The organism is Streptomyces sp. NPDC055254 (assembly GCF_053606025.1).
The window spans coordinates 32,699-59,662 of sequence record NZ_JBSGQV010000042.1 but is presented as its reverse complement, the minus strand read 5'-3'; the positions used below and the strand labels follow the sequence as shown (position 1 = coordinate 59,662).

At 70.7% G+C, this 26,964-nt stretch carries 28 protein-coding genes and 1 pseudogene; 17 read left to right on the top strand and 12 right to left on the bottom strand.

The window, feature by feature from the left end:
* Positions 1 to 117 (top strand): annotated as a pseudogene (locus tag ACWFQ8_RS28610) (IS5/IS1182 family transposase); the annotation flags it as partial.
* Here the strand turns inward: ACWFQ8_RS28610 and ACWFQ8_RS28605 are convergent.
* Genes ACWFQ8_RS28605 through ACWFQ8_RS28595 form a run of 3 tightly spaced genes read right to left on the bottom strand, consistent with a single transcriptional unit; the run spans position 87 to position 1,435 of the window.
* The gene (locus tag ACWFQ8_RS28605) at positions 87 to 218 is read right to left on the bottom strand and encodes a hypothetical protein (protein ID WP_453789161.1); all 132 of its coding nucleotides are present in this window, start codon (positions 216 to 218) and stop codon (positions 87 to 89) included. The pseudogene ACWFQ8_RS28610 and the gene ACWFQ8_RS28605 overlap by 31 nt on opposite strands.
* A gap of 17 nt (positions 219 to 235) precedes the next feature.
* The gene (locus ACWFQ8_RS28600) at positions 236 to 679 is read right to left on the bottom strand and encodes a hypothetical protein (RefSeq protein ID WP_267829239.1); all 444 of its coding nucleotides are present in this window, start codon (positions 677 to 679) and stop codon (positions 236 to 238) included.
* Positions 680 to 721: 42 nt separating this feature from the next.
* The gene (locus ACWFQ8_RS28595) at positions 722 to 1,435 is read right to left on the bottom strand and encodes a hypothetical protein (RefSeq protein ID WP_453789160.1); all 714 of its coding nucleotides are present in this window, start codon (positions 1,433 to 1,435) and stop codon (positions 722 to 724) included.
* Between the two features lie 227 nt (positions 1,436 to 1,662).
* Here ACWFQ8_RS28595 and ACWFQ8_RS28590 point away from each other — a divergent pair, with 227 nt between their 5' ends.
* Positions 1,663 to 2,691, top strand: coding sequence for a hypothetical protein (locus ACWFQ8_RS28590; protein WP_453789159.1), 1,029 nt, complete (start codon positions 1,663 to 1,665; stop codon positions 2,689 to 2,691).
* Positions 2,692 to 3,041: 350 nt separating this feature from the next.
* Positions 3,042 to 3,938: a hypothetical protein gene (locus ACWFQ8_RS28585; protein ID WP_453789158.1), complete on the top strand. Its 897-nt coding sequence runs from the start codon at positions 3,042 to 3,044 to the stop codon at positions 3,936 to 3,938.
* A gap of 28 nt (positions 3,939 to 3,966) precedes the next feature.
* On the opposite strand, the gene ACWFQ8_RS28580 is transcribed toward ACWFQ8_RS28585, so the two are convergent.
* The 5 genes from ACWFQ8_RS28580 to ACWFQ8_RS28560 form a co-directional block, all read right to left on the bottom strand.
* Positions 3,967 to 5,547, bottom strand: a complete 1,581-nt coding sequence (locus ACWFQ8_RS28580) for a zinc finger domain-containing protein (RefSeq protein ID WP_453789157.1) — start codon at positions 5,545 to 5,547, stop codon at positions 3,967 to 3,969.
* Positions 5,548 to 5,991: 444 nt separating this feature from the next.
* Positions 5,992 to 6,831: a hypothetical protein gene (locus tag ACWFQ8_RS28575; protein ID WP_453789156.1), complete on the bottom strand. Its 840-nt coding sequence runs from the start codon at positions 6,829 to 6,831 to the stop codon at positions 5,992 to 5,994.
* 124 nt (positions 6,832 to 6,955) lie between these two features.
* Positions 6,956 to 7,807, bottom strand: a complete 852-nt coding sequence (locus ACWFQ8_RS28570; RefSeq protein ID WP_453789155.1) for a DUF721 domain-containing protein — start codon at positions 7,805 to 7,807, stop codon at positions 6,956 to 6,958.
* Between the two features lie 10 nt (positions 7,808 to 7,817).
* Positions 7,818 to 9,275, bottom strand: a complete 1,458-nt coding sequence (locus ACWFQ8_RS28565; protein ID WP_453789154.1) for a helix-turn-helix domain-containing protein — start codon at positions 9,273 to 9,275, stop codon at positions 7,818 to 7,820.
* Between the two features lie 840 nt (positions 9,276 to 10,115).
* Positions 10,116 to 10,421, bottom strand: a complete 306-nt coding sequence (locus ACWFQ8_RS28560; protein WP_453789153.1) for a helix-turn-helix transcriptional regulator — start codon at positions 10,419 to 10,421, stop codon at positions 10,116 to 10,118.
* Positions 10,422 to 10,535: 114 nt separating this feature from the next.
* Between ACWFQ8_RS28560 and ACWFQ8_RS28555 the strand changes: the two genes are divergently transcribed.
* A complete protein-coding gene (locus tag ACWFQ8_RS28555) occupies positions 10,536 to 11,183 on the top strand; it encodes an HAD family hydrolase (RefSeq protein ID WP_453789152.1) in 648 nt (215 codons plus the stop codon).
* Positions 11,184 to 11,187: 4 nt separating this feature from the next.
* Positions 11,188 to 12,027: a DUF1932 domain-containing protein gene (locus ACWFQ8_RS28550; protein WP_453789151.1), complete on the top strand. Its 840-nt coding sequence runs from the start codon at positions 11,188 to 11,190 to the stop codon at positions 12,025 to 12,027.
* A 7-nt stretch (positions 12,028 to 12,034) separates the two neighbouring features.
* On the opposite strand, the gene ACWFQ8_RS28545 is transcribed toward ACWFQ8_RS28550, so the two are convergent.
* From ACWFQ8_RS28545 to ACWFQ8_RS28530, 4 genes are all read right to left on the bottom strand, one after another.
* A complete protein-coding gene (locus tag ACWFQ8_RS28545) occupies positions 12,035 to 12,604 on the bottom strand; it encodes a phosphotransferase-like protein (protein ID WP_453789150.1) in 570 nt (189 codons plus the stop codon).
* Complete coding sequence (locus tag ACWFQ8_RS28540; RefSeq protein WP_453789149.1) at positions 12,601 to 13,638, bottom strand: AAA family ATPase; 1,038 nt, start codon at positions 13,636 to 13,638, stop codon at positions 12,601 to 12,603. Before ACWFQ8_RS28540 ends, ACWFQ8_RS28545 begins: the two co-directional genes overlap by 4 nt.
* A 197-nt stretch (positions 13,639 to 13,835) precedes the next feature.
* On the bottom strand, positions 13,836 to 15,089 hold the full coding sequence (locus tag ACWFQ8_RS28535) for a helix-turn-helix domain-containing protein (protein WP_453789148.1): 1,254 nt from the start codon (positions 15,087 to 15,089) through the stop codon (positions 13,836 to 13,838).
* Positions 15,086 to 15,415 carry a putative quinol monooxygenase gene (locus ACWFQ8_RS28530; protein ID WP_453789147.1) on the bottom strand — a complete coding sequence of 110 codons (330 nt, stop codon included), beginning with the start codon at positions 15,413 to 15,415 and terminating at the stop codon, positions 15,086 to 15,088. Before ACWFQ8_RS28530 ends, ACWFQ8_RS28535 begins: the two co-directional genes overlap by 4 nt.
* Positions 15,416 to 15,634: 219 nt before the next feature.
* Here ACWFQ8_RS28530 and ACWFQ8_RS28525 point away from each other — a divergent pair, with 219 nt between their 5' ends.
* The 12 genes from ACWFQ8_RS28525 to ACWFQ8_RS28470 all read left to right on the top strand — a co-directional run bounded on the left by ACWFQ8_RS28525 (position 15,635) and on the right by ACWFQ8_RS28470 (position 26,932).
* The gene (locus ACWFQ8_RS28525) at positions 15,635 to 16,201 is read left to right on the top strand and encodes a hypothetical protein (RefSeq protein ID WP_453789146.1); all 567 of its coding nucleotides are present in this window, start codon (positions 15,635 to 15,637) and stop codon (positions 16,199 to 16,201) included.
* A gap of 843 nt (positions 16,202 to 17,044) precedes the next feature.
* Complete coding sequence (locus ACWFQ8_RS28520) at positions 17,045 to 17,314, top strand: WhiB family transcriptional regulator (protein WP_453789165.1); 270 nt, start codon at positions 17,045 to 17,047, stop codon at positions 17,312 to 17,314.
* A 294-nt stretch (positions 17,315 to 17,608) separates the two neighbouring features.
* Positions 17,609 to 17,797: a DUF5999 family protein gene (locus tag ACWFQ8_RS28515; protein WP_360895608.1), complete on the top strand. Its 189-nt coding sequence runs from the start codon at positions 17,609 to 17,611 to the stop codon at positions 17,795 to 17,797.
* A gap of 101 nt (positions 17,798 to 17,898) precedes the next feature.
* On the top strand, positions 17,899 to 18,264 hold the full coding sequence (locus tag ACWFQ8_RS28510) for a hypothetical protein (RefSeq protein WP_453789145.1): 366 nt from the start codon (positions 17,899 to 17,901) through the stop codon (positions 18,262 to 18,264).
* 63 nt (positions 18,265 to 18,327) lie between these two features.
* Positions 18,328 to 20,499 (top strand): hypothetical protein, encoded by a 2,172-nt coding sequence (locus tag ACWFQ8_RS28505; protein ID WP_453789144.1) that lies wholly within the window; start codon positions 18,328 to 18,330, stop codon positions 20,497 to 20,499.
* A gap of 115 nt (positions 20,500 to 20,614) precedes the next feature.
* Entirely contained in the window at positions 20,615 to 21,091 is a 477-nt protein-coding gene (locus ACWFQ8_RS28500) for a hypothetical protein (protein ID WP_453789143.1), read from the top strand.
* 119 nt (positions 21,092 to 21,210) lie between these two features.
* Complete coding sequence (locus ACWFQ8_RS28495) at positions 21,211 to 21,396, top strand: hypothetical protein (RefSeq protein WP_453789142.1); 186 nt, start codon at positions 21,211 to 21,213, stop codon at positions 21,394 to 21,396.
* 557 nt (positions 21,397 to 21,953) lie between these two features.
* Positions 21,954 to 23,753: an ATP/GTP-binding protein gene (locus tag ACWFQ8_RS28490; protein WP_453789141.1), complete on the top strand. Its 1,800-nt coding sequence runs from the start codon at positions 21,954 to 21,956 to the stop codon at positions 23,751 to 23,753.
* An 18-nt stretch (positions 23,754 to 23,771) separates the two neighbouring features.
* On the top strand, positions 23,772 to 24,188 hold the full coding sequence (locus ACWFQ8_RS28485; RefSeq protein WP_453789140.1) for a conjugal transfer protein TraB: 417 nt from the start codon (positions 23,772 to 23,774) through the stop codon (positions 24,186 to 24,188).
* A 79-nt stretch (positions 24,189 to 24,267) separates the two neighbouring features.
* A complete protein-coding gene (locus tag ACWFQ8_RS28480; RefSeq protein WP_453789139.1) occupies positions 24,268 to 26,415 on the top strand; it encodes a chromosome segregation protein ParM in 2,148 nt (715 codons plus the stop codon).
* Positions 26,416 to 26,498: 83 nt separating this feature from the next.
* A complete protein-coding gene (locus ACWFQ8_RS28475; protein ID WP_453789138.1) occupies positions 26,499 to 26,687 on the top strand; it encodes a hypothetical protein in 189 nt (62 codons plus the stop codon).
* Positions 26,688 to 26,788: 101 nt separating this feature from the next.
* Positions 26,789 to 26,932, top strand: a complete 144-nt coding sequence (locus tag ACWFQ8_RS28470) for a hypothetical protein (RefSeq protein WP_158071272.1) — start codon at positions 26,789 to 26,791, stop codon at positions 26,930 to 26,932.
* The last annotated feature ends 32 nt before the right edge of the window (positions 26,933 to 26,964 follow it).

The following is a 26,964-nucleotide window of genomic DNA, read 5'->3' as shown; positions in this document are numbered from 1 at the left end:
ACCGGTTACCGCCGGCTCAACCACCGCTACGAGCGGAAACCAGGCAACTACCTGGCCTTTCTCGGACTGGCAGCCGCTCTCTGCTGCTACAAACGACTCCTCAAGCTGACCATGTAGGACACGGTCTTAGCCTGCTCGGCGACGGCCAGGAACACCCGCCGCGCCGTCTCGTCGGTGATGTTCTGGCTGTGTACGTACTTGATGGCGTGCTGGCTCACGTGCGCTTCCCTCCTTGTCAGTGTTCGACGATGCGGCCGGCGGTGTCCCGGCGGCGCCCGTGCAGGGTGTCGAGAAGGTCTCCGAGTACCGACATGCTCTTGGGCTCGGCCCGAGCGATCTGGTCGGTTACTGCCAGCGCCTGAAGCGTCGGGGCCAGCTGGTTGAGCAGCTCCAGTGCGTCGGGCAATGTCCGGGCGTAGAACTGCTGGGAGGCCACGCTTCCCTCGAGATCGAACAGGAAGCAAGGTTCCTGGGGCCGCATGGAGACGACGAGGATCAGCGGCACGTTGTATATCTCTCCAGCCCCGGTCCAGCGCTCGTAGTGGGCGGCCTTGACGGCGTCGTCGAAGCTCCCTCCCTCTACGTGCGTCAGCGGATCCGCGATGGTGCTCCAGTTCCCCGCGTGGAAGACCCAGCTGGACGGGGACTCCTCAGTGCTGTGCGACGTGCCGTCTGTCATGGCCCTGCCTCTCTGGTGCCCTGTTCTGGTGTGCGGATGGTGTTACGCCTGCCGGGCAGCGACCAGAGCCCGCCAGGCGGTTCGTACGGGTTCTTCGCCGTCGATCCACTGGGTGGTCGTGGCGGTGGGGAGCGGGAGGCCAGCCATGTAGTGGGCGATATCGGTGAAGTACGCGAAGTCGCCGCTCGCGGTGAGCACGCGCAGGCGGTCGATGGTGGTGGCCACGTGCTGCTCTTCGTCGCGGATTGCGTGGTGGAAGGCGCAGGCGAGCTCGATGAACCGGAGGAGGAAGGGCAGCCCGGCACTCTCGACCTCGTTGCGCAGGTCCTCGGCGCGGCCGGTGACGCCGTCGGCTCCCGCGTCCTTGATCAGGCCGACGACGTCGGCGAGGAGCCGGTTGGAGCGCTGGTCGAGTCCTTCGAGGAGCTGGTGGGCGTAGGCGAGTTCGTCCTCGGCGCGGTCGGGGTCGGCGAACGACACCGCGAGGGCGAGGCGAACCTGCGTCATGGCCCGCTCGCCGGCGGCTCCGCGCTGTTCGGCTTCGGCGCGGCCGGCCTCGAACGCGGCGACGGCCTGGTCGGTGTTGGCGTGGGACCAGTGGATGTCGCCCAGGACGCGGTGGTGGCGGCCCTTCCAGCCCAGGGAGGGGACAGCCGCGAAGGCGGTGGGGAAGTCTCCGGACAGCCTCGACAAGTTGGCCAGGCCCCGGCGGGCCTTGGGAGCCAGACGCCCGCCCCCGTCTGCGACCTGCTGCATCCCGGCGCGGGCGGCCTGGTTGTCGCTGAGGTCCTTGTACGCCTTGGCCCGGTAGTACAGGGCCAGCTCGGTGAGCTCCGCGGGCAGCAGACCGGTGTCGAGGATGTTGGTGAGTCGTTCGGCGGTGCGGGCGCGGTGTTCGTGCTGGCGGCGGGCGATCGCGGTGAGGAGCTCGGCCAGGGCGTAAGGACTGGTCGCTGGACCTGGCCGGCCAAAGCGGCTGGGCGATGCTGGCCCGGCGTCCCGAGCGGTGGGCGGAGCTCGCCGCGCACCCCACGCTCGGGCCGGCCGTCCAGCACCTACTGCTGGACCAGGCCGAGACCCAGGCCCTCGAGGACGCCCGGCTCCGCGCCGCCGGCGCCGACCCGGACGGCGAGGAGCTCCCCGACGACCCGGCTCCTGCCCTGAGCGAAGACCTGCTGCTCGCCTGCCTTCCGGCGCTGTGCCTGCCCGAGCTGGCCGAACTGCCCAACCCGCAGGTGACGGCCCGCAGGACCCTGCACCACATCGCCCACCGCGTCCACAAGAACCCTCGCCTGGAGGCCCTGGCCGCCGACCAGCTGCACGCGGCCACCGACGCCCTCGTGACCCACGGCCAACTGCTCAGCCCGCCCGAGAAGCAGGACGAGGACCGCGACTTCGACGGCCGCATCCTGCGCCTCGCCGAGGACCTGGCCCTCCTCAGCGCCAACCCCGACCATCTCGCCGGGGCCTGCGCCCAGCTCGCCTGCCTGGATCAGCCGGCCGTCGTCTCCCCCGCGCCGAGCCGGACCCTGATCCGCATCATCGCCAACGTCGACCCCGACCACGACCGCCCGGCCCGGCTCCTGGAACGACACTCCGAGCACCGCCGCGTCCAAGCCCTGACCGCCCTCGCCGCCAACCCGCACACCCCGCACGCCGCCGTCACCGACGTCCTGGACGGGCTGCACCCTGCGGAGCTGGCCTGGATCGCCGAGCGGGCCGGCGGCCCCGCCGCCGGTGAGATCCTCTCCCGCTCCGAGATCTACCGGGCCGTCATCAAGTCCCGTCACCACACCCCCGAGCACCTGCTCCAGATCCCGGCAGACGAGATCCTCTCCCGCAACGAACCCGAGATCGCGCTGAAGACCCTGCTCGACCGCTGCGGCCGAAACGCAGACCGGTGGGCGGCGCTGGCCGCCGCCATGACCTTCGAGTACGACGAAGAGAAGATCACCTTCGGAGAGCTCCTCGACTCCCTGGACTCCGTACCCGCCAGCACGCAGAAGTCCTGACGGACCGCTTCGGTGCAGGGGCGGCTCACCTGCCGCCGCCTTGTACCGGATGCGGTGGACCCGCGGCATCGGCGTCCGCGTCGCGATCCGCTGTCGATGCTCTCCGTACGACCGGTGGGAGTGGCGGTCGGTCAGCTGCCACGGCGACCAGGTGCAGCGGTTCGCCGCGTGACCTCCGGTTGTTGCGCTACGGTGCCTTCGGCTGGACGCGCACCGCCACCCGCCGCAGGCCGACGCCCACGCCGTCGTCCCGCGATCGGCCAAGGTCCTTTGGGGCCCGCGTTGCCCCGACACTGTTCCTCTTCGTCGCCGGGCAGCGTGGGCATGCCCGGCGAGTCCGGAGAAGACCGATGCCGCGTCACCAGAACACCGCCGCCCAGCGCGCCCGGCAGGCCCAGCGCGAGACCGGGGGCAAGTACACCGCCGAGCTCCGCAAGTCCACCCAGGCCGAAGGCCAGCCGGGGCCGTTCACCCTGGGGGAGCTGCTCACCGCGTGTGGGACCTCGCCCGACTGGACCGGCGAGCACCCGGTCGTCGACCCCGATTGGGCACCGGAGATGTTCGACTTCGCCCCGTTGGGCGGGCCGGTGCCGTACTCGACCGTCCTGCTGCTCCTCGGCTTGCTGGCGCCCGCCAGCAGGTCCACCGAGCTGGAGCTGGAGTCCCGTAACGGCTTCCACTCCCTGATCGTGGCCTGCGGCGGCCGCCGCTTCGAGATGGTCCTCTCCCAGGACGATTACGTCACCGAGCGGTGCCGCGTCTCGGGCTGCGAGTCCGGACCGGTCGCCGCGTACACGATCCCCTACTGCGCCCACCGGCACCTTGCCGAGCGTTCCGAGGACGAGCTCGTCGAGATGGCCCGGGCGTGGGGAAACGCCCAGCGCGAGGAGTTCAGTGCCGGTGACCCCGCCGCCGTGCCGCTGGGCAAGGAAGGCGACCAGCTGATCGAAGCCTCCATCGCCCAATGCGCCTTCATCCCGGTCAAGACCGCTCTGATCGAAGCGGCCTACGAGGAGCCCGAGATGGTCGACGTCGTGTACTTCGGCGAGCAGGCCATGAAGGTGCAGCACGCGATGGATACCGAGCACTTCCGGCTGGTACGGGTGGCCCAGGCCGCCCGCCGCCGCATCCAGAAGCTCGCCGGCGGGCACTGTGCCTGCGGTGCGACGCTCCAGATCGGAGCGGGCCCGAAGGTGCCGCCCCAGTTCTGCTCGGCCGCGTGCGCGGCCGCCGCAGGACGGCAGTAGCTGCACGTCGGGCCGGGGCCGGACCCCCTCAGAGACGGGGCTCTTGCTGCGCGTTGAGTTTCCTGGCCTCCTTGGAGCGCGCGGAGTGGGGCTCGCCAGGCGTGAGACACCAGGCGCCGGCTTCCTGACCGCATTGGGGGCAGGGCACGTCGTACGCCCGCCACACGGTCCGGACCACCCCGTGCTTCTTCTGCTGCTCCTGGAGTTCGTCGACGACGGGCCGCAGCCGATCGACGTGCGGTACTTGCCGTACGCGGCCAGCATGCGGCCCACCGTCGACCACGCACTGCTGGCCACGGTCCACCCCGCACAGGGGGCACGGCCCCGTCGTCCAGTACGCCCGGCCAACCTGCTCGTGCAGCGGCACACGTTCTTGCGGCCTGAACGGCTGGGCCGGCCGGGGCGGGAAGGGCAGGTACCGAAGGCGCGTACTCCACAGGCTGAGCTGAGCCTGCCGGTACTCCCCGAGCTTGCCCGCCCCGTTGGCCACCTGGAACAACTGCTCAACCTTGGACTTGAGGAGCCACGGGTCCTCATTCGCCGGAAGACGGCTGACGTCCTCGAGGAGCGTGTCCAGGCGCGCGAGCCTGGCCGCCTCGACCGCGGCCAGGTAGGCGGCGGCCTCGCGGACCGTGTGTTCCTCCTCCTCGGTCCGGCCGCCCCGGTGGGTGCCCGCCTTGATCTCCGCCAGGACCGCCTTGACGCTCCCGGTCTTCTGAGCAGCCACGGCCTGACTCAGACGGGCGAACAGCTCCCGACGGGCCTCCGTCTCCTTCTCCACCCAGGCCAGGGCGCTGCGCCGGGCTGCATCCAACCGGCGCCGAAGCTGCGGGCTCACGCCGGCCAACTCGGCAATCTCGCGGCACACCTCTTCCGCCAGGTCGGTGGACACGGTCCGGCGGGCGTACAGCACCCGGCGCATCAGTTCATGCGCCTGCACGTCCTGCGCCGACTCCTCCTGCTTCTTGCCCGGAGTCCACCGGGTGGAAGGGGGCGCGCTCCGGGCCTGGACGATCCGCTCGACCGCCGGGGTGGACAGGCCCCGGTCGGTGATCTCGCATTCGTCCAGGGCGAACCATTCGGTGGGCCGGGCGAACGCCTCGGTGCCGATCCGGACCCGGCGGGCGGTGCCTTCGCTCTCCAGGCGGATGCGGTGCACGTACCAGCGGTCGATCAGGGTGTCGGAGTCCACCGGGACGGAAACCCCGAGAATCGGTTCATGCTCGGCGTCCCAGTCCGGTGCCACCTCCTGATCCAGGTGCACGCGGAGTTTCCTGCGCGGGAGCTGGATGTCGACGACCGACCCGATCGGCACCCCGTCCGGCTGAACGAAGTCGAAGCCGGCCTGCGTACCGCGAGCGCGCAGCCAGGCGTCGGTCGCGGCCTTCACGTACAGGTGGTCGGCGCTGGCCACGCCGCGGGCGCTGCGGCCGCAGAGGTGAGGGTGCCCGTCGGGACCTGGGTAGTGCGCAAAGTGGCAGACCCGGTCGGTATACAGCTTGGTGGTCAGCTGCAGACCACAGCCTCCGAGCAACAGGCCGCACCAGAACGTGTCGTGCTCGTGCTGCCGGCGGAAGGCGTCCAGCTCGATCGCCTCCAGCGGGAGCATCAGAGGCTCTTCCGAGTCCGCGCCGCCCAGAACCGCCGTCTGTATCTGCCGTCTGTCACTCCGCACGACCCCCCGCCTTTCGTTCTAACTCAGCGTGCCACCACACCCACGGGGTCGGTCCGCAGCTGATCACACGGCTGACTTACCCTTCGCAGCTACCGGGCACTCACCCCCCTCTCTGGCGCTGCTGGGCACTGACGCCCTCAGCAACGCTGCCGCCTGGTCCTCCGGCCCTGCTGGACGTCGGAGGGCACGGTGGCAGCGAGCTCCTCCGGGTCAGGGAAGGCCCACTGGCTGAGCTCGCGCAGCACGGGCCTGTCGGGTGGTCGGCTGCGCAGTTTCCAGGGCTATCTCTGGCGTGCGTGGGACGCCCTGGTGGGCCGCAAGCGCCCGGCAATCGCTCGCGGCGCTGTGTCCCGGCGCTCACCGATGCTGCGGGCGGAGTCAGAGGTTGAGCATGGCCTCGTTGATCTGGTGGGGGCCGCCGATGGCCAGTGAGTCCAGCTCTCGGTCGGTTTCCAGAGCGGAGTCGTCGTACTCGGAGCACCGGGGCCCGGATTCGGCCTTTTCGAACTCCACCCAGATGCCCGGCCAGGCGGGGTGCCGGTTGGTTACCGCGAACCCACACATCTCACAGGCTGCTGCGGGTACACCGTGGCGACGCAGGATGTCGACTGCGTCGGCGTGTGCGGCAATTCTCGGGTCCGACCACTCTGCCGCCGCTTCGTGCAGGGCGTTGAAGCCGCGGGTCGCCTCGGCGTGTGCTTTCCAGGTGTCGAGCTCAGCGGCTGGAGTGCGGTAGCGGTAGCCGAAGCGGGGAAGCCGGGCGCCGGAAGGCGTGTCGGCGAAGTATTCGAGGACGTCTGCGCGGAGCTCGTCGGACAGGAGGGCGGGCAGTGCCTTGACTGCCTGTTGCAGGGCGTGTTCCTGGTCATCGCTGTTGAGGAGGCCGCTCCACAGGGCGTCGCGCGTCCCGTAGGGCACGTACACGACGGTCTCGATCACGGGATCACCGTTGTGCATGATCACCCGCATCTCGAGCTGCTCGTGCTCGTCGCAGTGAAGCTCTACCGTCTCGCCTTGCCGGGCTGCCTCCACGGCCTTGGTGACCGTCGGGTAGGCACGGTAGAACGTCTCCCAGTGGGGCAGGGAATCCGGGTCTTTCAGAAACTGGACGATCTCCTCGGGTACTCCTTCGTACGCCACCGCTTCGGACCTGCGGTCAGCTGCTGCACGCTGGCGCTGGACGCGCTTGTGTCGGCTGCTGGTGTTCTTCTTCGCCATGGGACCACCCTCTCGTATCGGACCTCGGTACTGACAGGTGTTGCGGCAACTCCGACAGCTGCCCGCCGGGCACTTGTGCCGGCCGGCCGTTCGGCGTGCGGTCTCTGGACTTTGGCCACGGTGTTCAGGCGGTGCGGTCGAGGAGCTCGGGTGCGGCTGCCGTGGCCTGGTGCGGGAGGCGGGTGAGTCCGGCCTTCTCGGCGCGGGCCCGGGCCAGGGCGCGGGCCTCGGCGGTTCCTCTGGACTCTTCCCGTTCCCTCTGCTCGCGAAGGCGTTCGGCCTCGGCCTGCGCCTGGGCGAACGCGGTCTCGGGCTCGCGGATCCTGGTGCGGATCTGTTCGCGCGCGGCCTGGGCGATGCGAGTGTCTGTGGGGTGGGTGTAGCGGTGGGCACGGTGCTGGGCGATGGCCTCGTGGTAGCCCGCGGGCTGCTGGTAGGGCTCTGTCCAGGTCAGGACCGGAGCCGGGGTCGGGGTGGCCGGGTGTGTGTCGGCCGAACGGGGGACGGCGGGGGCGGTGCCGGGCGGGAGGATCCGGATGGTGCGTACAGCCGTGGCGGAGCCCATGACCTGGTTGGCGTTGTCGATGAGCTGGTGGGTGCGGAGCCGGACAGCGGTGGCGTAGGGGGATGAGGCGGGCCGTACGGCGAGTTCACCAGTGTTCGGGTCGTAGCCGGCGAGGGCGACGTGGCCGGTGAGGTCGGTGACCACGGCCGGCCACTCGTCGACCAGGGATCCGCCAGCGGAGGGGAGTTCCCAGGCCCGGTCGGTGACGAGGTTGGTGAGGAGGGTTGCGAACCCGATCGGTTCACGGCCGTCCGGCTGCCGGGTGGTACGGGCACGGTGGGCTTTGCGGGAACCGCTGGGCCGCTCGCCTCGCTGACGGGCCGTGGCCCGGGCGGCGGCGAGGGCCTGGCGGGCGAGGTCCACACCTGATCCGGATGCCGGGGCCTGCGGGGTGTTGATCGCGTCGGTCATCGAGGGCTCCTTACCGGCGGTGCGCAGCGGCCATGGGGCGGGTGGGGCGGGGGATGTTGAAGGCGCGGTGGACGAGCTCGCTGCCGAAGATCAGCTCGGCGCTCGCGCGGCCGGAGCTGGTGATGATGGAGCGGACCAGGCTGCTCTGGCCGTTCGCGTACTCGGCCTTGGCCAGGGCCCGCATGTCCGCGACCTCCGACGCGCTCAGCCCCGAGCCGACGTTCCGGTCGACCACGGTGCCCGCGGTCTTGTCGTAGTCGGCGGGCAGGGCCCGGCGGGCGCTGAGGTAGGGCATCCACTCAGCATTGGCCGCCTGGCTGCGGGGGCCCTGGGGTACGGCCTCGAGCTCCTGGTGGCGGCGGGCGGCCGCGATACGGGAGTCACGCCAGTCGGAGACTAGCCCGGCCCGGGCCTCGGGGGTCCGTGCGATCTGCTCGGCGCCGCGCAGCAGTGTCGCGAGGAGACCGGAGGCGCGGTGGACGGTGTCGACCTCGCCGCGGGCGTGCAGCCATGCCTGGACCTCGGCAGCGTTCCAGCCGGCGTCGGCGACGTGCCGGACCACCCAGGCGATCCGGGGCGTGGAGGCCCGGCCCAGCCAGGGGATCTCACGGATCAGTTCAGCGGCCAGCTGGTAGCGGCGCCCCACGGTGTTGATCCCGCGACGAGCCTGCTTGCCGGACTTCTTCCTGGTGGGCGACTCGCTCTTCCCGCTGGCGATGTCTGTCGTCTCAGAGGGAAGCGAGGTAGTAGCCGCAGGAGAAGAACTACAACTACCCACCTGCATTGGGGTGCAACGGGCCTCATTGGGAACAGCCGCCTCAGCCACCCCGACGGGGCCGTTCCGAGCGGGCTTCGTGCCGACGGCCTTCCGGGGCTTCCGGGACGCCTTGCGCGCCAGCTTCGCCATCAGCTCCCGGCCGGCGTCCGCGACCCCGGTCATCGCGCGCGTGTACGTGGGCGCGTCCTGGTCACGCTGAACCGTCCTGATACCCAGCGCCTGGTCGAAAGCCGGCGGGACCATCAGCGCGAACTCCGACGCCTGGTTGCCCTCCTCCGCCACCCGGGTGCCCTTGACGATGTACGCGAGCAGCCCGGTCTCCCGAAGCATGCGCAGATGATCTTGCACAGCCCGCTTGGACAGGCTGGTGCGCCTCATCAGGTAGCCGATGCCCGGACGGCACGGCGACAGCTCGCTGAGCAGCTGCGCGATGAAGACGGTCGTCACGCCGAACGAGCGAGGTCCGTGCGACCGGTGCCGCCGCGGCTTGTAGAGACCGGACCCGGCGACCCAGTGGACCACCTGCATCCAGGAGTAGCCCTCGCCCGCGACCCGGCCCGCAGACGACGACAGCCACTGCGACGCCTCGGCCACGAACAGCTCGGGCATCACAGGGACCGTGCCGGTGTCGTCGACGGCACGGCGCGGAGCGGGGAGCATCACGGCGGCCGGCGCCGCCACGGCGCTCACCGGCCCGCCCGGACGGACGAGAAAGAGATCATCTCAGCAGCCTGGCGCAGGCAGCCTGTGGACAGAGCCTGCGAAGCGGCGAGACCCCTGACCCCTCCCGCCCGGCGGGTGACAATCTTGGAACCCGTCCCGCCACACGGGACGACGTCCTCGCGGACGCCGCCGTCGACGGAGTTGCCGACGGCCTCCGAGAGCGAGTGCACGAGCGGGGCGGCAGACGCCGCGACCACGCCCATCGAACCTGTCCCGAAGACGCCGCTCTTGTAGCTTCCTACCGGAAATCCCTCTTCCTGTACGAACCGGGAAAAGGGGTATGAAACGTACGTCGATCCCGTCACACGGGACGACCGCCGAACCTGAACCGGGGTGAAACGGACAGGGTCAGGCTGACAAGGGGACACCACGTCGTGCACTATGAGAAACGACCTGCTCTCCATATAGCTGGACGACCGCGCCCCTCGGGGCTGGCCCACCGGATGTGTGGATGTGACGGGTAAGCCCCCCTTCGTGAGAAGCGGGGCAGACACCGACCGGGTGGGGGGAGATTTCTCCGTCCCTCCCGGTCCTGCTGAACCGCGTGGCCCCTGTGGTGGGGGCGCCGCGGGTAACGCGGGTCGGTACTGATCTGGCTGTGGTGGCCGTGGTTAGTGGCCGGTGGTGCAGAGGCCCTGATAAGGGGCCGGGATTGAAATGAGCGGCTTGATAAGCCGCAGCTCAGGACCGGTAGCAGCCGGGACTTGAGCGGCCGACACGGGTGGTTATTCCGGTCGGTAGACGGGCCGCGCGAGGCCAGCGGGAGGTTAGTCCGCTTCTTGGCGCGCGCGGCCGATGGCCACTAGGTCATCCCGACCCCCCTTCGGAGGCCGGCGTCGGCATACCCTGATCCGCCTTCGCGGCCTCGGGAAAGCGTTCCGCAAGGCCCTTGAGGAGACGCAAGTAGTTCTCGCGTTGCGGGCGTCGAGGGCTGGTCTGGCCCAACTCCCAGCGTGTGACCGCGACCCGCTTCACACCCACGGCGTCCGCGACGTCCTGCTGCGTGAGGCCAGCCGCCAGGCGCAGCTTCGCGCACACGTGCGGAGGCGGCAGAACCTCGGGCAGGCCGTTCAGCAGGGCGTCGACCTGCTGTGAGCGGTCCGGGTCGGGCATAGTCAAGCCTTCCATGATCGTTGTAACCATGAAAGATACACGATCCGATCTCCGCTTGGGTGAAGCGGCGGCCGCGAACTGAGTTCCGCTAAGCGCCCGGTAGGGTCCGTGCTCGTGTCCCGCTTCGCATTCTTCGACCTGGACGGCACGCTGGCCGACCGACAGTCGGCGCTCAGCGACGCGTTGACGTGCCTGTCCCGCTCCCGCGCGCTCTCCCCAGGTGCTGAGCAGTGGCTGCGCATCGAGCTGGCCGACCGCGCGACCGTCAATGACTTCGCCCGGCTGCGGGACACCTTCGGGCTGGAGGCGTCGGCCGCGGACATGTGGCAGGAGTACGTCGACCTCATGTCGGCCGCCGTCACCTGCCGCCCCGAGATCCTCGAGGGCCTGGCCCGCCTGCGCGCGGCTGCCTGGACGATCGGCATCATCACGAACGGGGCCAGCGACATCCAGCGCGCCAAACTCGCCGCGACCGGTCTCGTGGACCTGGTTGACGGTGTCGCGGTCTCGGGCGACCTGGAGATCCGCAAGCCGGACCTGCGCCTCTTCGAACTCGCGGCTACCCGGTGCGGAGTGAACCTCGCGGACGGCGGCTGGATGATCGGCGACAACCCGGCCGGCGACATCGGCGGCGGCCACCAGGCCGGCCTGCGCACCATCTGGCTGCGCGGCCGCCCCTGGCCTGACGACCTGCCCGCCGCGCACCACGTCGTCGACGACGTCACCGACGCCATCACCATCCTGCTCAACGAGACGGAGTAGCACCGTGGACCAGCCGACCGTCGGCATCCTCCACCCCGGCAGCATGGGCGCCGCCGTCGCCGCCTGCGCCGAGACCAACGCGGCCGCGGTCCTGTGGTGCGAGACCGGGCGCAGCACCGCGTCCAAGGAGCGCGCCGCCCGGTTCGGGCTGAAGCCCGTGGCCACGATGGCCGAGCTGGTGGACCGCAGCGACATCGTCATCAGCCTCTGCCCGCCGGCCGCTGCCGAGGATCTGGCCCGAGACGTCGCCGGGCACCGCTTCGCCGGGGTGTACGTGGAGGCGAACGCCATCAACCCCGTGCGGACGCAGCGGATCGCCGCCCTGCTCGAACCGGACGCGACCGTCGTGGACGGCGGCGTCGTCGGCTCCCCGCCGGTCGGCGGCAAGACGCCGACCCTGTACCTGTCCGGGCCCGCTGACGCGACCGCCCACGTCGAGGCGCTGTTCGCGGACACCGCCGTCCAGACCTCGGTGCTGGGCACGGAGGTGGGGAAGGCATCCGCGCTGAAGCTGTCGTACGCCGCGTTCCAGAAGACCTCGCGGGTGCTGGTGGCGCTCGCGGTCGGGATGGCGCGCGAGCACGGCGTCGACCAGGAGCTCATCGAGGTCGCCTCGAAGCGCACCGAGTCGTACCTGTCCGAGCCGCAGTACGTCGCCAAGACCGCGGCCCGCGCGTGGCGCTGGGGCCCCGAGCTGGAGGAAGCCGCCGACGCGCTCGCGGCTGCCGGCCTTCCGCCGGAGATGCTGCGCGCGGCCGCGTCCACGCTGGCACGGTGGAACGAGGTCAAGGACGACAGCGAGCTCACGCTCACCGACGCCCTGGACCGACTCGCCCTGCCGTAGCCCGCGCTCATGCCGTCGCCGCTCCCGCCCGCTGCGTCAGCAGCTGGTCGATGAGCCACGCCGCGTCCTGCGGGGCCGCCGCAGTGGTGTCGACGGTCAGGTCCCAGGCCGTACCCGGGTGCGCGTCCAGGTCCTCGCGGGTCGCGTCCCACGCCGCCAGGCGCGCCGCGGTGTCGCTGTCGCCGCGCCCCTCCGACCGCTGCTCGGTCACCTCGCGCGGGCACCACAGCAGCACCAACGACCAATCGGCCGGGTAGCCGTCGACCAGCGCGCGGATGCCGTCGACCTGCCCTAGGTGCACTACGGGCACCCCGGCCGCGAACGCTGCGTCGACGCCGGGCCGGTCGATCACGTACGTGTTGCCGTACCGCGCGTTCGCGTAGACGACATCGCCCGCGGCCTCCAGCTCGTGCAGCTGCTCCGCTGTGCCCATCCGGTAGCCGGCGGCCTTGCCCGTCCCGACCTTGAGCCGCGCGAACTGCGCGTACTTCGAGTTCAGCTCGGTGAGTGCGGCGGTGACGGTGTCCTTGCCCGACGCCGGCGGGCCGTATAGGATTACGCCCTGCTTCGCGGTCATGCGTACATCGCCCCCAGCGCCTGACGAGCCTGATCCGCGAGGCTCACGGCGGTGCCCAGCCGGTTGTCCACTACCAGGTGCGGCACCGCAGGGCGCAGGTCCAGGTCGATGGTCGCCATGTACTCGTCCCAGCGCTGAAGTTTCCACGCATCCCGGGCAGCGCTGCGGAATCCGATGTACTCCTTCATCGATTCCTCGTCGCAGCTCACCCACACCGGGAAGACGTCGACCCCCATCGCCCCAGCCCGGTTGGTCAGGCGCTGCATCCAGGCGGGGTCGGTCATTTCCGCGATGAACGGCGCGGAGAGCACGGTGCTGATCCCGCATTTGATGTTGGCCATGGCTGACTGCATGAGGCAGTCGTACTCCACCGACCGGACACGCTCCCTGTAGAGGTCGGTGTGCCGGTCATTCGGGTCGCCGCCCAGCGCGCCCAGGAGGCGTTCCACCAGCGGCCGGGTGAGCGGGTCCTTGTCGAGCAGCGGCCAGCCGGTGAGCTGGACGAAAAACCTCGCCAGTTCCGTCTTGCCGCTCCCGGCGTATCCGCCGACCAGGATCAGGACCGGGCGGTGCGGGTCGCCGCCGGTGTGCCGCCGCTTCCAGGCGTCGATGATGCGCTGCTGGAGATTGAAGTGATCGGCTTCACCGCTGCCCGGCGCGATCCGATGAATCGCCCGCTCGACAGCCAGGACGTGCGCGCCGTTGAGTCGGTCATCCATCGGTGTGATCTTGAAGGACGTCTCCTCGCCCGGCAGGGCGGTGCGGAAACCCAAGTCGGGCTCGGTGGCACGGTAGAGGAGGCAGTAGGCGCGTCGGTAGTGCGGACCGGGGAAGACCTCGCCCTGCTCGTGTTGCCACAAGGTCTGCGGATTCGCGGCCGGGATCCCCTTCAGTTTGGCCCGCTCAGCGACTTCGCGGAGCCGCTCGCCGGCCTTCTCCAGGGTCAGACCGTGAGCCTCCCGCTGCTCGCGAAGCCGGTCCGGCCTCCACCCTGCTCGCTGCTTCCCCACCCTCTGCCCCTCCGTCATCGTCATGCCCGCGAGCCTAGGGCTCGGGCTCCAAATCCCATGTGTACGTGGATGTTGAAAACCCGTGAACGGGAGTGTGCACGAGCTTCGACAAGCCTCTGTGATGTTCCATCTCGGCCGCCGCCGGTGTGATTGCCCCCACACAACGACGCGGTTGGCGGGGGTGCAGACCAGTGGCTATCGACCACCACAGCGAGTCCGAACTAGTCCAGGGCATCCGCCCTTTCAGCGAGTTCCAGCAGCTCACGCGATGCGTTCGGCCCTGCCACCAGGACGAGCTCTCGGATGGCCGCGCGGGCGGCCTGGTGGGTCTGGATGATCTCGGGGGCGATGGTCTCAGCGCGCAGCAGGCAGTCGAGAGCCTCGCCGCCGTGGCGCCTCTGGGCGTGGGCACGACCCAGGTCCATCAGGAGCCGGCCCTGGCGTTCGGGCGAGAGCTCGGCGGCGTCGATGGTGAGGCCGATGTCCAGCGCCTCGCCAGCGTCGCCCAGATCCACGGCGGTGCTGACCGCCTGGATCTCGACGTTGACCGGGCCGAACTCCAGATTGAAGTCGTTGCGGTTCTCACCGAGCTGCGCGGCGATGACGCGGGCCTTGGCGATCTCCTCCTTGGCTTCGGTTCGCGCGCTGGCACGGGCCCGAACGAGCGCCAGGGCCAGATGGAGGGAGCCGAGGACAGACAAGGACTCTGGCGACTGGCTGCTCTGCTCTCCCAGAGCGGTGATCGCGGTCTGGGCAGCGTGTTCGGCCTGTCCGAGGCTGCGCAGACGGACGAACGCCTGCACCATGCGGAACACGCTGGCGCAGACGTGCAGAGGATTGCCGGACCGCTCGGCTGCGAGGACCGCGCGGTCGGCGGCTACCCAGGCGGCATCAGCCTCGTCCTGTCGCACGAACGCCGCGGACAGAGCCTGGTAGGCCCGGGACAGCAGCAGGTACAGCTCCGCCTGGTGCTCACCGGAATCGGTTCGGACCGTCCGCTCCAGTTCGGGGAGCAGCTGCACCGCAAGGGTGCTGACCTGCGCCAGGTGCCCGGCGTGGGTCAGGTCCCAGAGGTCATCGACGTCGCTCTGCAGAAGGTCCAGGGCTCGCGTCGGCCCGGAGTCGTCCGCGTCGGCCAGCAAGGTCTGAAGCGCCGGGTGGCCGGACAGCAGTCGGCGGGTCTCGTCCAGATCGTTGGAGAGCGACTGAGCGGTGGGTGCTTGTGATGGCCCGTCTGCCGGAGCGTTGGGACGCAGCTGCTGAACGGACACGCCAAGCTCGTCCGCGATCTGCTGGAGCAGGTCCATTCGCTGGACCGGCTGCACACCGCGTTCGACCTGGGAGAGCCAACTGCTGGTCTTCCCGAGAGCCGCCGCGAACTCGGCTTGCGTGCGGCCGCGGTCTTTCCGGAATCTCTGGACGCGCTGCCCGAAGGCGCGGTCTTGCGGATCGACGTCCTTGCCGCTCGGCTTCACGCCTGCTCCGTTCCGGGGTGCTTGCTCAGACCCTCCAGCTCGTTGAGGAACGTCACTTCGACGTTGCTCAGGAGGGCCTCCCGGGCTGCGAGGAAGTGCTGGGTGTGGGCCTGGTCCTCGTGTGCCTGGAACGCATCGCGGTCGGTGTACAGCTCGTAGAAGACCCGCACCAGGGGCTCGTCCACCGGAGTGTGCACCGCGTACACGAGCGTGCCGGCCTCGGTCCGGATGCCCTCGATAGCCAGGGCGACCAAGTCGTCGAACTGCCGGGCTGCCGAGGTGTCTCGGAGGGTGAACCGCACCACGAGTGCGTATCCGCTGGTCACGAAGTCTTCCTCTCCACGTCGCGTATGCATGCACACATTCTCACACCTAAAGCCAGGGTGCTAGGTCGCATTCATAGTGTTGACTCGCACTCACAGTGCTACTACTGTCCAAGGTGTTCCACCCCGCAAGGGATGGACCGCCAGAAGGCGCTTATTTGGCCTGCTCGAACGCACCTGACCCGCTTCTGCGCGGGCTCCTACCGAAGGGAGCACCACCCCATGAACGTCACCCGCCGCCCCTCCGCCAGCCTCGCCACCGAGCACTTCGACGCCGAGACGCTCGCCCTCTTGGCGGCGGTCGAGGTGCCGCTCCCTGCCTTCGCCAACATCGACCTGGACGCCGCCTTCGGCACGCCGCTCGAGATGTACGACCTGGTGACCGCGGACGAGCTGGCCCGATGGGACGCCGCAGCCGCGGTGACGAAGGACAAGACCAGGGCGCGCGACGAGGTCATCGCGGCGTCCGGAGCGCGCCGCGAGGCGGCGCGGGACATCCTCGCGGCCGACCCGTCGATCACCGAGCTGGTGGCGCGAGCGCCTGGTCGACGTGCTCCTCCCCTACGCCGCGCAGCTGCGCATTACGAGGCCGGCCGCCGCGGCGCCGCTGCCTCTCGCGGCCTGACCGTCCTCCGCACCACGCCGGGTCTTCGGACCCGGCTCCTTCACCCGGAACCGCCCCTGGCGGCGCCGGATGTGGGAGCCGAAAGCGGCCCCGACACCATCCGCCCGGACCTGAGCGCGAGAGCGAGAGGGAAAGGAAGCGGCCGGTCCTTGAGAACTTCATAGACAGCAGGTGCATGACCGGGTTGACGATCCATGAGGTCCCCGCCTCCTGCACAGGCTGTCGGCACCACCTCGCAGTGCATGCGCTGCCTGCTCGGCACCACCATGACCATTCCGGTCATCGGTTGTGGCGAGCCGAGAACGCATCGCACCTACAACAACCCTCCGACCAGGGAGTTCTCATGCGACGACCGGTATTACTGTCCCCGCTCCTGCTCAGTGAGTTCGATCCTGAGCGCCTCGCGCTCACTGGCGAGCGTCGTTCGCTCATCTGCCCCGACTGCGATCAGTGGCAGCCCATCCGCCGCGCCACGGTTCAGCCCCACCGGATTCGCCCCCTGCAGCCCCCACCCCGCACCCAGCCCCGTGTGACCGCAGGCCCGAAGCAGTACGTGCCCCGTTGCCCCGGGTCCGGAAGGAGGGTGACCGCCGACCTCACGGTCGAAGAGTGGCAGGCCCTACTTCCCGCAGTGTCCATTCCGAACGCGCCGGTCATCGACTCCCTCGACGCGATCTCGCCTGACGCCCGACGGGCCACCAGGGTCAAGCGGAGCCACTTTCAGCCGCCGACGCCTCTGCACCGGATGCGTCAGACCACTTCCCGCTGACCAGCGCGGACGATCGACCACGGCCCTGGCCGGCCCCGCAGACGGGGGCGGCCGGGTCCGTGGCTGCTCGTACGAACAGCCTGAACAGCACGACAGCCCCGGCGACTTGAGACCCTCCGGGGCTGTCCAGGACCTACGTGGAGGACCTGATGCAGCCCAGCATTGCACGGAACGACGGCGACTCCGACCCGATCATGGACGAGGCCCTGCGCCGCGTCCGCGAGGGGCGGTGACCGCCATGGACTGGCGCCACCAGGCTTCGTGCCGCGAAGAGGACCCCGACCTGTTCTTCCCCATCGGCAACACCGGCCCGGCACTCCTGCAGATCGAGGAAGCCAAGGCCGTCTGCCGCAATCGCTGCCCGGTCATGGAGCGCTGCCTCCGGTGGGCGCTGGAGTCCGGCGAGGACACCGGCGTGTGGGGCGGGCTGTCCGAGGACGAGCGCCGCGCGATGAAGCGCCGCGCCGCCCGCAACCGCCTCCAGGCGGGGAAGCGGGCGGCGGCATGACGGACGCCGACCAGCAGCGCCTGAAGGACTGGCGCCGCCGCACCGAAGAAGAGCACGACTTCGGCCGGCGCAGCCGCGGCTGACCGGCCCGCCCTGCAGGACGCCAACCCAACTTCCTTCCCGCCCCAAGCCGCTCTACCAGGTCGGCCGCCCGCACGACGGGCGGCCGGCCTTTCGCACGCCTCCAGCCCGGGAGAGTCTCGGGCCCGCACCCCCGCAGGAGAGCCCATGCGTACCAGCACCCAGTCCGACACCGCGACGGCCCTCACCGGCTCCTCCCGGATGCCGGACTCGCTGTGCAAGCACACCCCGAAGTGCCCGACGGCCGCCAGTTCGGACCGCGAGGCCGCGCAGGTCGTGGCGGCCCACCCGGAACAGGGCTGGTCGCTCCTCTGCAACGCCTTGGTGGTCTTCGACGACCTCGGGGAGCTGCTTCCCGACGGCCAGGTCGTCGCCCCGCACCGCCCCTTCGCGACGGCCTGACGGCTGCCCGATCCGCTCGCACCGGCCGCCCGACCCGGCGGCCGGGTCGGGCGGTGACGGGGAGCCGGACAGCCCGGACCACCCACCCGCCAGGAGTCACCATGCGCAACAGCGCCCAGAGCACCACCCCCGCGATCAAGTTCCAGCGGGGCCAGTTCGTCCTGTTCCGCGACCCGGAGATGTTCTGGACCGGGCAGACCGGCCACACCTTCGTGTGCAAGGTCGAGCGGGCCTGGATGGACGGCAAGTACGACCTGATCGCCCTGACCTCCGACCGCTACGTCCACTACGCCAGCGCGGAGTACATGCGGCTGCTGCCGTCCCTCGACGCGATGCGCGACATCGACACCGCCCCGCTGAACACCAACGGCGCGGCCGAGGACATGACCGCGGCCGCCATCGCCTGGCTCACCCAGCAGCACGCGACCGCCAACCAGCGGGCGGAGCTGCCCGCCCAGCGCGACTGACCGAACCCCCCCCTGAACCGCCGCCCCCACCCAGGGGCGGCATTCGACCCGGAAGGAGGCGGCGTGGCCGCCACACGAACCGCCCGCAAGAGGACCCCCGCCCGCAAGAAGCCGTCGACCCCCCGTCCGGCTTCGCAGCCCACCGCCTCCCCCACCACCCCCGACGCTTCCCCGGCCCCGGCCGAGACGACGGAGCCGGAGCCGGCGGTTGTCGACTTCGAGGCGCTGGCCCGCGTCGCCGACGCCCGGGACCGGGCCGCCGACGTCATGGACGCCGCGCGCGAGCAGGCCGCCGCCCTCCAGGCCGAAGCCGAGACGGCGGCCGCGCGCACCGTCGCCGACACGCACGAGCAGGTCGCCGTGCTGATGTCCGAGGCGCAGACCCGCGCCGCGGGCATCACCGCCGACGCCGACCAGGAGGCCACCGCCCACCGCACGGCGGCGAAGGACGACCTCCAGGCGGCGCGCGGCGAGGCCGACCGACTCCTGACGGAGGCCCGCGACCGCGCCGAAGCCCTGGTGGGCGAGGCCCGCGCGCAGGTCGCCGACCTCACCGAGCTGGCCGCCACCGACCGCGTGGCCACCGCCACGGCGGTCGCCGAGCTGCGGCGTCTGGCGGAGGCCGACCTCACCGAGATCGGCACCCTGGTCGACCAGCGCCGACTCGATGCCGGCCAGATCCTGGCCCGCGCCCAGGAGCAGGCCGACGAACTGGTGGCCGCGGCGCAGCGGGAGGTCGACCAGGCCCGCGAGCGGTTCGCCCAACTCGCGGCGACGGCGGCCGAACAGTACGACGGCCGCCGGGCGGAGGCGGAGGCGCTGTACGCGGACGCGGTCAAGGCCGCCGACGACCGGCGCCGCAAGGCCGACGACCGGGTCGCCGCCGCGCACACCGAGGCGGAGGCGGCCCGCACCGAGCTGCGGACGAAGCTGCGCGAGCTCACCGACCAGTTCGACACGGAGGCCGCCACCAAGCGCAAGGCCCTCGCCGACGAACTCGCCGGCCTCAAGACGGCGTGCGACAAGCAGCGCGAGCGCCTGCGCGACGAAGCCAAGACCGTCACCGCACAGCTGCGCGAGGCCGCCCAGAAGGAAGCGAGCCGCATCACCGCCGAGGCGGAGCGCAAGGCCAAAGGCATCACCGACCGGGCGAAGGCCGACGAGGCACGCGCCCGCCGGCTGCTGGACGAGGCCCGCGAGGCGAAGAAGGCCAGCTCCCGCTGGAACGGCTGGCAGCAGAACGTCAGCCGCAAGGCGTGGAAGACCGCGCCGTGGATCGCGCTCGCCGCCGGCGTCGGGCTCGCCGCCTCCGGCGAGTACGAGCTGGCCCGCATGGTCGGCATCCACCCCTACGTCGCCCCGCTGCTCCCGGTCAGCATCGACGTCTACTGCGTCACCGCGTTCCGGGCCAAGAAGGACATCCCCTACGCGCTGCTGCTGATGGCGTCGGCGAACGTCACCTACCACCTGTCCGAGCAGGCCCACCTCGTCCAGGACGGCCAGTCCGCACCGTGGCAGCTGACGACGTTCGTCGTGCTGATCTTCGTGGCCGTCATCTGGCGCGTCCACACGCTCATGCACGACGACAGTAAGGACACCGGAAACGGAACGCCCGCCCGTACAGGTACGCACCGGCGTACCGACGGAACAGACGCCGTGTCGTCCAGCCGTACAGAGGCCGCGAGCCACGACCTGTACGCCGCGCAGAACGCGGTTCAGCCGGATGGCACGGGCGCCGGATGGGACGGTACGGACCCAGTACGCCCCGCCTCGTCCCCGCCGCACGATGCCGGGGCCGAAGCGGCGGTGACCAGGGCGTACAGCGACCGTACATACGGCGTACACACCACCCCTGATGAGCCGTGGCGTACAGGTGCGGCGGCTCCGGGCCGTACAGGTACGGCCAGCGCGGCCGTACAGGGACGCACCGGAGCCATCAGCGTCCGCACCCAGCCCGGCGGCGACGGTGTTCCGCAGGCCCGTACAGGTACGGCCACCGCGTCCACTCCCGCAACCGGAACCAGCGGTACAGGCGGCGCGGACCGTACAGGTACGGCTGTACGGACGGACGAGGAACTCCTCGCGCTCGTACAGAACCTGCCCCGGGACGAGAACGGCTTCGTCACCCTCTACCAGGCCCGCACCAAGCTCTCCGTCAACAACAACCGCGCGGTACGCCTGCTCGCCCAGGCCGGCCTGCTGCGCCCCGAGGACGCGGACAAGCACCTGACCTGACCCCGCCGTCCGGCACACACCAGTGAGGGCCAGCCCGCGGGAATCGGGCTGGCCCTCGCTGCGACTGCCGGAAGCAGTCGACAGCCCACCCAGTACAGCAGGAGGAGATCCCGCCGTGAACAGCAACGACCCGAATCACGCACCCCTGCGCGATGTGGCGCAGAACCCGGAGGCAACCGCCCGGTACCTGGCCGACGTTCAGCGGGTCCTGCTGGACATCGGCAGGAACCTGGAGGCCCTGGCCCTGGAGACCCGCGTCCACTGCCGCGACACCCACGTCGAAGGCGACCGCTGGTTCGACGCCTGGGTGCGCGCCCAGCCCGTGGAGCGGGCCCTCAAGGACGTGCTCAAGCACGTCGAGGGCGTCACCAAGGGCCTGGAAAAGAGCGCATTCAAGCGCCGCGCCCACGACGAGGCGGTCGCGAATACCGCCAAGAAAAGGAAGGAAAAGGAGCTGGAAAAGAGGCGCAAGAACGCCCCGCCGCTCCAGGCCGCCCCGCAGAATCCGCCGCAGCAGGGTGCGCCCAGCCGGAATTCCGGCTATGGTGGCCCCACGTCGATTTACGACATGGGTGACAGGGAGTCGGCGTGACGCGCCCCCTCAGCAGGACGGAGCGCTCCATTCAGGGGCGGAACGGCTGGCTGAAGGATGAAGAGCGCAGGGCAATCGAAAGTCGCGGCGAGTTGGGCCGGATGGAATTCTGGCTCCGCGTGACTCGAACCCGAATCACCCAGGACGTCAGGGCCGGACGCGCCGACGTCGTCCGCGGTTTCACGAGTGTCTGCCGCCTCTTCAAGCTCGCGATCGACAAGCGGGCCGAGGGCGATCCGAGGCTGTGGAACCACCTCATGCAGTACGCGGACCAGGTGCTGGAGCAGCACGACCCGCGCCGCTGAACACCCACCAACGAAGGCCCCGCCGGACTCCGGCGGGGCCTTCGCCTCGCGTAATGCGTGCACACGTGCACGTGCACACGCGTGCACACGAGACCCCACCCGCTGTCAAGCCCCCTGGAGGGAGGTGCACCGTGTCCGACGTGGACGACCCGAACGGGATCCTGGTCCGTGGCCCCTGGAGCGGTGAACCCTCGTACGCCCCGCCGCCGATCCCGGACTTCGCCGATACCATTCCGGCGCCGGAAGACATTCCCGCCGCGCCGCCGGAGTCCTCGGAAGAAACCACGATGGAACTTCCGGCGATTCCGGCAGCGCCGGACCCGGCCACGGCATTGCGTTCGGACGGATTCGCCCCGCCGCAATACGCGGAAGAAGAAGGCGAATATGAGGAAGGCGAATACGTCCAGCCTCGTTCTCTCGCCGATCGTCTCGGTGACTGGTTGGAACTCCGCCTGGAAATGGCGCGGTGCAACCACGAAAGCGAAGCGCCTTTCCGTGAGGCTGAAATAGGGCGGAAGGCTGCGTTGCTGGAGGGCCGCACCGCGCAGGAAGTCGCGATGATGGAGCAGAACGGAAAGCTCCACACCGCGATGATGAAAGCGAAGGGCGACAAGGCGGCGGCACGCGGAAAGGCCGACGCCGACCGCATGAAGTCCCCCAGCTCCGGCCTGGGCGCGGACAAGGGCCGCTCGAAGGCCGGCGGCGGGTCCCCGCGCGGCGGGGGCGGCAGCGGTGGCGGCGGGTCCCGCAACAGCTCGGGAGCCAGAACGGGGCCCGGCTCGAAGGGGCCCGGGTCGCGCGGCTCGAACTCCCGCGGATCCGCTGGGCGTTCGGGGTCCGGGGCGGCCGGGAGCGGCAAGGGCGGCGCGAAGGGCCCTGACCGGTCCTCTGGCGGCCGTTCCGCCGGTTCGAGGCACGTCGGGTCCCGCGGGGGGTCGAAGGGCTCCCACAGCGGCTCTGGCGGCTCCGGCAGGAGCGGCAGCCACAAGGGCGACGGCGGCCGGGCCCAACACCACAGCCCGGCGTCCAACGCCCGTGCGGAGCGGGCCCGCGGCCGCGCTGATCGCGCCGCGACCCGGCAGGCCGGACGTCAGGAACGGCGCAGCGCCGGTCACACCGCTGGCGTCGCCGACCGGAGCAAGAACCGGGACCAGGCGCGCGCCAACCGGCAGCAGGAATGGCAGGACCGCCGGGCGAAAATGGCGGAGCGGGGGGCGGCACGGAAGGCGAAGCGGGAAGCCGCGGCGGCGGCCGACGCGGGCCGCACCACGTTGGGCAAGGCCGTCGGCGAGGAAGCCCAGCGCCGCTGGGACAAGCGCCGCGCCGACGCGACCGCCGACAAGGCCGGCACGGAGAAGGTGAACCTGACCAAGGACAAGACCAAGGACGACAAGACCAAGGACGACAAGGCGAAAGGCGCCGACGCCAAGGGCACCGGCACGGACGCCGACGACAAGACCAAGAAGGACCCCAAGGACGGCCCCGACGGCGCCTCTGGCGACGGAAAGGCCGACCCGGCGGGCGATGAGTCCGGCAAGGATTCCAAGGCCGGTGACGAGCCGTCTGGCGGCTCGAAGAAGCGCCGCCGGTTCCGCCGGTTCCGGCGCAGTTCAGACGGCTCGGGCCGGGCCCGGCGGCGGGGCCGCACCCGGGGTGCCGGTCGTCCTGGTCGTGAAGGCCGGCGCGGACGGCGGTCCTCGGAGGGCCGGTTCGGACCGCCGCCCACGCCGACGGTGGAGTGGCCCGATCACCCCAGCCGCCCGCCGCGCCCCGCCGGAGCCGACGCCGGGGACGACGTCGTCGACGCCGACATCGTCCCCGACGGTCCGGCCTCCGTGACGACCGGCGTCAAGGGCCTGCCGCCCGCGCCGGAACGACACACCGCACGTCCCGGCACCAGCCGACCCACCAGCACGGAAGGGAGCAGCGTGAGCAGCGCACAGGTCAGCAGGCCGTCCGCGCAGGGCAATTTGGCTGCCCAGCACCGGACGGACATCTCGTTCGACGAGTTCTTGGTGGAGATGGCGAACATCGCCATCAAGGCCGCGTCCGACGAGGAGCGCGCTGAGGCGTTGAGGGAGGCGCTCGGCCGGGTCGCCGACGCGTTGGCGGAGATGGCCGCCGACCTGGCCGATGACCACAACGTGTCGGCCGCCGTCACCGAACTGATCGCCGACCTCGCCGAGACGGCGGGCCGGATGAAGGGGCAGGCCCAGCGGTGCGCCGAGCAGTGCGGCATCGCCAAGGAGGCCGCCAAGCTCGCGGCCACCCAGGTCGCCCGCGTCTACGGCGAGGACATGGACGCCAAGGAAGACGCGGGCCTGACGTCCGTGTCGGCCGCCGCCCACCACGACTAGGAAAGGGGACACCCGCTGATGAGCGACCTCGCACCCCGCAGTACCGGCACGGCCGCGGCCCCGGCCGACGGCGACAACCGCTACAAGTCCGTCCAGAGCAAGCTGGACAAGCTCGGCAAGGCCATGGACGACGCCGGCCTCGAACTCGAGGCGCTGCGGCGCAGCATGAAGGCCAACGCCGCCCACACCCACGACGTCGCCGGCGACATCGAGAACGCCGACCTGGACGCCAAGTTCGTGGAAGTGACCAACCTCGTCTCGGTCGCGCTGGGCGGCGCCGCCGTGGAGGTCAAGCGGCTGTGCGACAGCGCGCAGGAGACCGCCGACCTCACCTGGGAGACCAAGCACACCCACTCCCGGCTGTACGGGGCGCTGGACGACATCCGCTCCAACCGGCCCGAGAAGACCCCCCGGCCGGGCTTCTTCAACCGCTGACCCCTCCCCTCCCCCACCCAGCCACGGGCGGCCCCGCACACCGCGGGGCCGCCCGTCCCCGTTCCCGAAGGAGAATCCAGTGTCCACGCCGCGCAGTGTCGTGCTCGAACGCCTCGCCTACACCCTCGCCGCGCCCATGCTGGCCGTGGCCCCCAACGTCTACCCCGACAACTCCGTCCACCAGGTCGTGCAGCTGGCCGGCGCGGCCGGGATCGGCGGCTGGATCCTGGCCGCCAAGAGCGACGCGCACGGCGCCGGGCGCAAGATCCTGCGCTGGTCCCCCCTGGTCCTGGCCGCCGCCATCGACGTCACCGCCAAGACCACCACCGGCTGGGGACCGTGGTGGATGGACGGGCTGCTCGCCGCCGGATGGGCGGCCGCCGGCTACCTGGTGATGCCGTTCTCCCGGCACGCCCGCAGCCGCCACCGCCCCGCCCTCGCCACCCCCGCCCCGCACCCGGCGCCCGAGATCGTCGCGGAAGAGGCTCCGCAGCTGGTCGACGACGGCGCCGACCTGCTCACCCGCGACGCGCGGATGATGTGGGAGCAGGCCGGAAGCCCGGCCCGCACCCACGTCGTCAAGGCCACCCGGCACCCCGGGATGCAGCACGACATGACGCTCCTGCTGCGCGCGTCGGAGCTGGGACGGCCCATCACCGGCCTGTCCGAGACCGCGGTCGCCGCACCGTTCGGCGTGCCCGCGAGCGACGTCGTCCTCGTGGACGTCGCGGTCCAGCCCGGCCGCCAGGGCGGGCCGGGCTGGCTGGAGGCCCGCATCACCCCCGACGCCAACCAGCGCCGCCGCACCAAGCCGACCCCCGAGGAGCGCTGGACGGACAAGGTCGGCGGACCCAAGGGCGGCGCCCCCGGCTCCGAACTGGTCCACCGCACCCGTGACGAGGAGCGCGGCGTCACCTTCTACCGAGCGAAGATGGCCGACGCCACCACCACCCCGCGCATCGACCTGGCCAAGGTCTGCCGCGGCCTGGGCCTGCCCGAAGACGACTCCTGCGTCTTCGTCCTCATCGACGGCACCGAGTTCCTCATCAGCGCCTTCGACAAGCCCCCGCTGTCCGCGATCTTCCCCGCCACCCGCGAACTGCTGACCCCGGACGCCAAAGGCATGTACGTGTGCGGGTACACCATCACCGGCCAACCGGTGAAGAACATGGTGTTCCAGCACGACAAGAACGCCGCCCGGCACGGGCTGATCCTGGGTGTGTCCCGGTCCGGGAAGACACAGTTCTTCGCGATCGACATGGCCGCGATGTCGCTCGCCGGCCAGGTCGTGTGGCTCTCCACCGTCCGCAAGGACGAGAAGACCACCGTCCTGGGCCGGTACATCGACCGGCAGGGCTCCAACGCCCTGTGGATGGCCCGCTCCCTGCGCGCGGCGAAGGCGCTATGCGAGATCCGCGCGGACATGCCCTGGCCGCACGACGGCCAGCCGCACGACTACAAGCCGGGCGACCCCCGCTGCCCCTACCGGCAGCTGAACGTCTTCGCGGACGAGTTCATGACCGCGGCCCAGGACGCGACCTTCGGCGACTTCATCCAGACCGACGGCGACGACCTCACCGTCACCGGCCTCAAGTACGGCATCGGCTTCAACCCCGCCGGGCAGTCACCGTTCGCACACAACGGGTTCTCCACCGAGATGAAGGACAACCTCCGCCAGAACAGCCGGCCGACCATCTTCAACATGGGCTCGCCCGGCGCCACCCGCAAGGCGGCGGAAGGCACGATGGAGAACGCCTACGACGTCCCGACCATCCCCGCCCGCTACGCCCAGCAGGAAGGCTCCGCGATCGAGCGGGCCATGAAGGGCGAGGCCGACCCGGAGAACGGCGTCTCCACCGGCGGCGTCGCCATCATGGTCATGGACAACGGTCGCGCCGTCCTCATGCGGTCGCTGTACGCGGACTTCGACACCGACCTCGCCGAGCTGTTCCCCGACGTCGTCAACCAGCTCACCAACCACGAGATCAGCGAGCTGACCAAGCGCGGCCTGTGGTTCGACTGGAACGAACCCGTACGCCCCGGCGAGTTCTGGCCCGAGCCCCACGACGACGGCGACGACGACGGCGGCTCCCGCCGTCGCGGCGGCGGTGGTGGCACGGGCGGAGGCGGCAAACGCGGGCCGAAGGCCGGCAGCAGCCGTTCCAAGCCCCAGATCGCCTCGCCCCGCCAGGCGCTGGAGGCCATCAAGAGCCTCAACAACGTCTGACCCGACCCCGACCCCGGTGGGGCCGGCCTGCCCGAGCACGGCCGGCCCCCACCCAATCCGATCCCATCAAGGAGGCCCCCGCCGTGGCCCTGTCCATCTCCGTCACCGTGCTGCTGTGCATCAACGTCGTTGTCCTGATCAAGGGCGGACACGTCCGTATCGGCTCCGCCCTCGTCTGCACGCTGTTCGGCTTCACTCTCGCCGCGACCGGCCTCGCCCCGGCCATCAACAGCGCCCTGGCCTCACTGGCCGGACTGGTCACCAGCTTCTGATCGCCGTACGTCGGCCAGTTCCGCCAAGGCCGCACCAGCGCGCGGGTATCTGCCGCATGCTCGTCTCGGGCCCCACCCACCACACAGGGGGAGACGAGGACATGGCACACCTGCACTACACCTGCTGGAGCTGCGACGAGGACTGCGTCGTGCACGGCGACGGGTGCGACTGCTGCGACCTCGTCGAAGTCCCCGACGAATGGGACTGCTGGAACTGCGGCGCGCTGAACTACACCCCCGACTAGCCCGCCCCTCCCCTCCCCCGCTGCACGACGCC

What these genes read in the sequence shown, in the direction of transcription:
- ACWFQ8_RS28600 (WP_267829239.1), bottom strand. Translation starts at nt 679, where the DNA reads ATGACAGACGGCACGTCGCACAGCACTGAGGAGTCCCCGTCCAGCTGG.
- ACWFQ8_RS28595 (WP_453789160.1), bottom strand. Translation starts at nt 1,435, where the DNA reads ATGCAGCAGGTCGCAGACGGGGGCGGGCGTCTGGCTCCCAAGGCCCGC.
- ACWFQ8_RS28590 (WP_453789159.1), top strand. Translation starts at nt 1,663, where the DNA reads ATGCTGGCCCGGCGTCCCGAGCGGTGGGCGGAGCTCGCCGCGCACCCC.
- ACWFQ8_RS28585 (WP_453789158.1), top strand. Translation starts at nt 3,042, where the DNA reads ATGCCGCGTCACCAGAACACCGCCGCCCAGCGCGCCCGGCAGGCCCAG.
- ACWFQ8_RS28580 (WP_453789157.1), bottom strand. Translation starts at nt 5,547, where the DNA reads ATGCTCCCGCTGGAGGCGATCGAGCTGGACGCCTTCCGCCGGCAGCAC.
- ACWFQ8_RS28575 (WP_453789156.1), bottom strand. Translation starts at nt 6,831, where the DNA reads ATGGCGAAGAAGAACACCAGCAGCCGACACAAGCGCGTCCAGCGCCAG.
- ACWFQ8_RS28570 (WP_453789155.1), bottom strand. Translation starts at nt 7,807, where the DNA reads ATGACCGACGCGATCAACACCCCGCAGGCCCCGGCATCCGGATCAGGT.
- ACWFQ8_RS28560 (WP_453789153.1), bottom strand. Translation starts at nt 10,421, where the DNA reads ATGCCCGACCCGGACCGCTCACAGCAGGTCGACGCCCTGCTGAACGGC.
- ACWFQ8_RS28545 (WP_453789150.1), bottom strand. Translation starts at nt 12,604, where the DNA reads ATGACCGCGAAGCAGGGCGTAATCCTATACGGCCCGCCGGCGTCGGGC.
- ACWFQ8_RS28540 (WP_453789149.1), bottom strand. Translation starts at nt 13,638, where the DNA reads ATGACGATGACGGAGGGGCAGAGGGTGGGGAAGCAGCGAGCAGGGTGG.
- ACWFQ8_RS28525 (WP_453789146.1), top strand. Translation starts at nt 15,635, where the DNA reads ATGAACGTCACCCGCCGCCCCTCCGCCAGCCTCGCCACCGAGCACTTC.
- ACWFQ8_RS28520 (WP_453789165.1), top strand. Translation starts at nt 17,045, where the DNA reads ATGGACTGGCGCCACCAGGCTTCGTGCCGCGAAGAGGACCCCGACCTG.
- ACWFQ8_RS28510 (WP_453789145.1), top strand. Translation starts at nt 17,899, where the DNA reads ATGCGCAACAGCGCCCAGAGCACCACCCCCGCGATCAAGTTCCAGCGG.
- ACWFQ8_RS28490 (WP_453789141.1), top strand. Translation starts at nt 21,954, where the DNA reads ATGATGGAGCAGAACGGAAAGCTCCACACCGCGATGATGAAAGCGAAG.
- ACWFQ8_RS28485 (WP_453789140.1), top strand. Translation starts at nt 23,772, where the DNA reads ATGAGCGACCTCGCACCCCGCAGTACCGGCACGGCCGCGGCCCCGGCC.
- ACWFQ8_RS28470 (WP_158071272.1), top strand. Translation starts at nt 26,789, where the DNA reads ATGGCACACCTGCACTACACCTGCTGGAGCTGCGACGAGGACTGCGTC.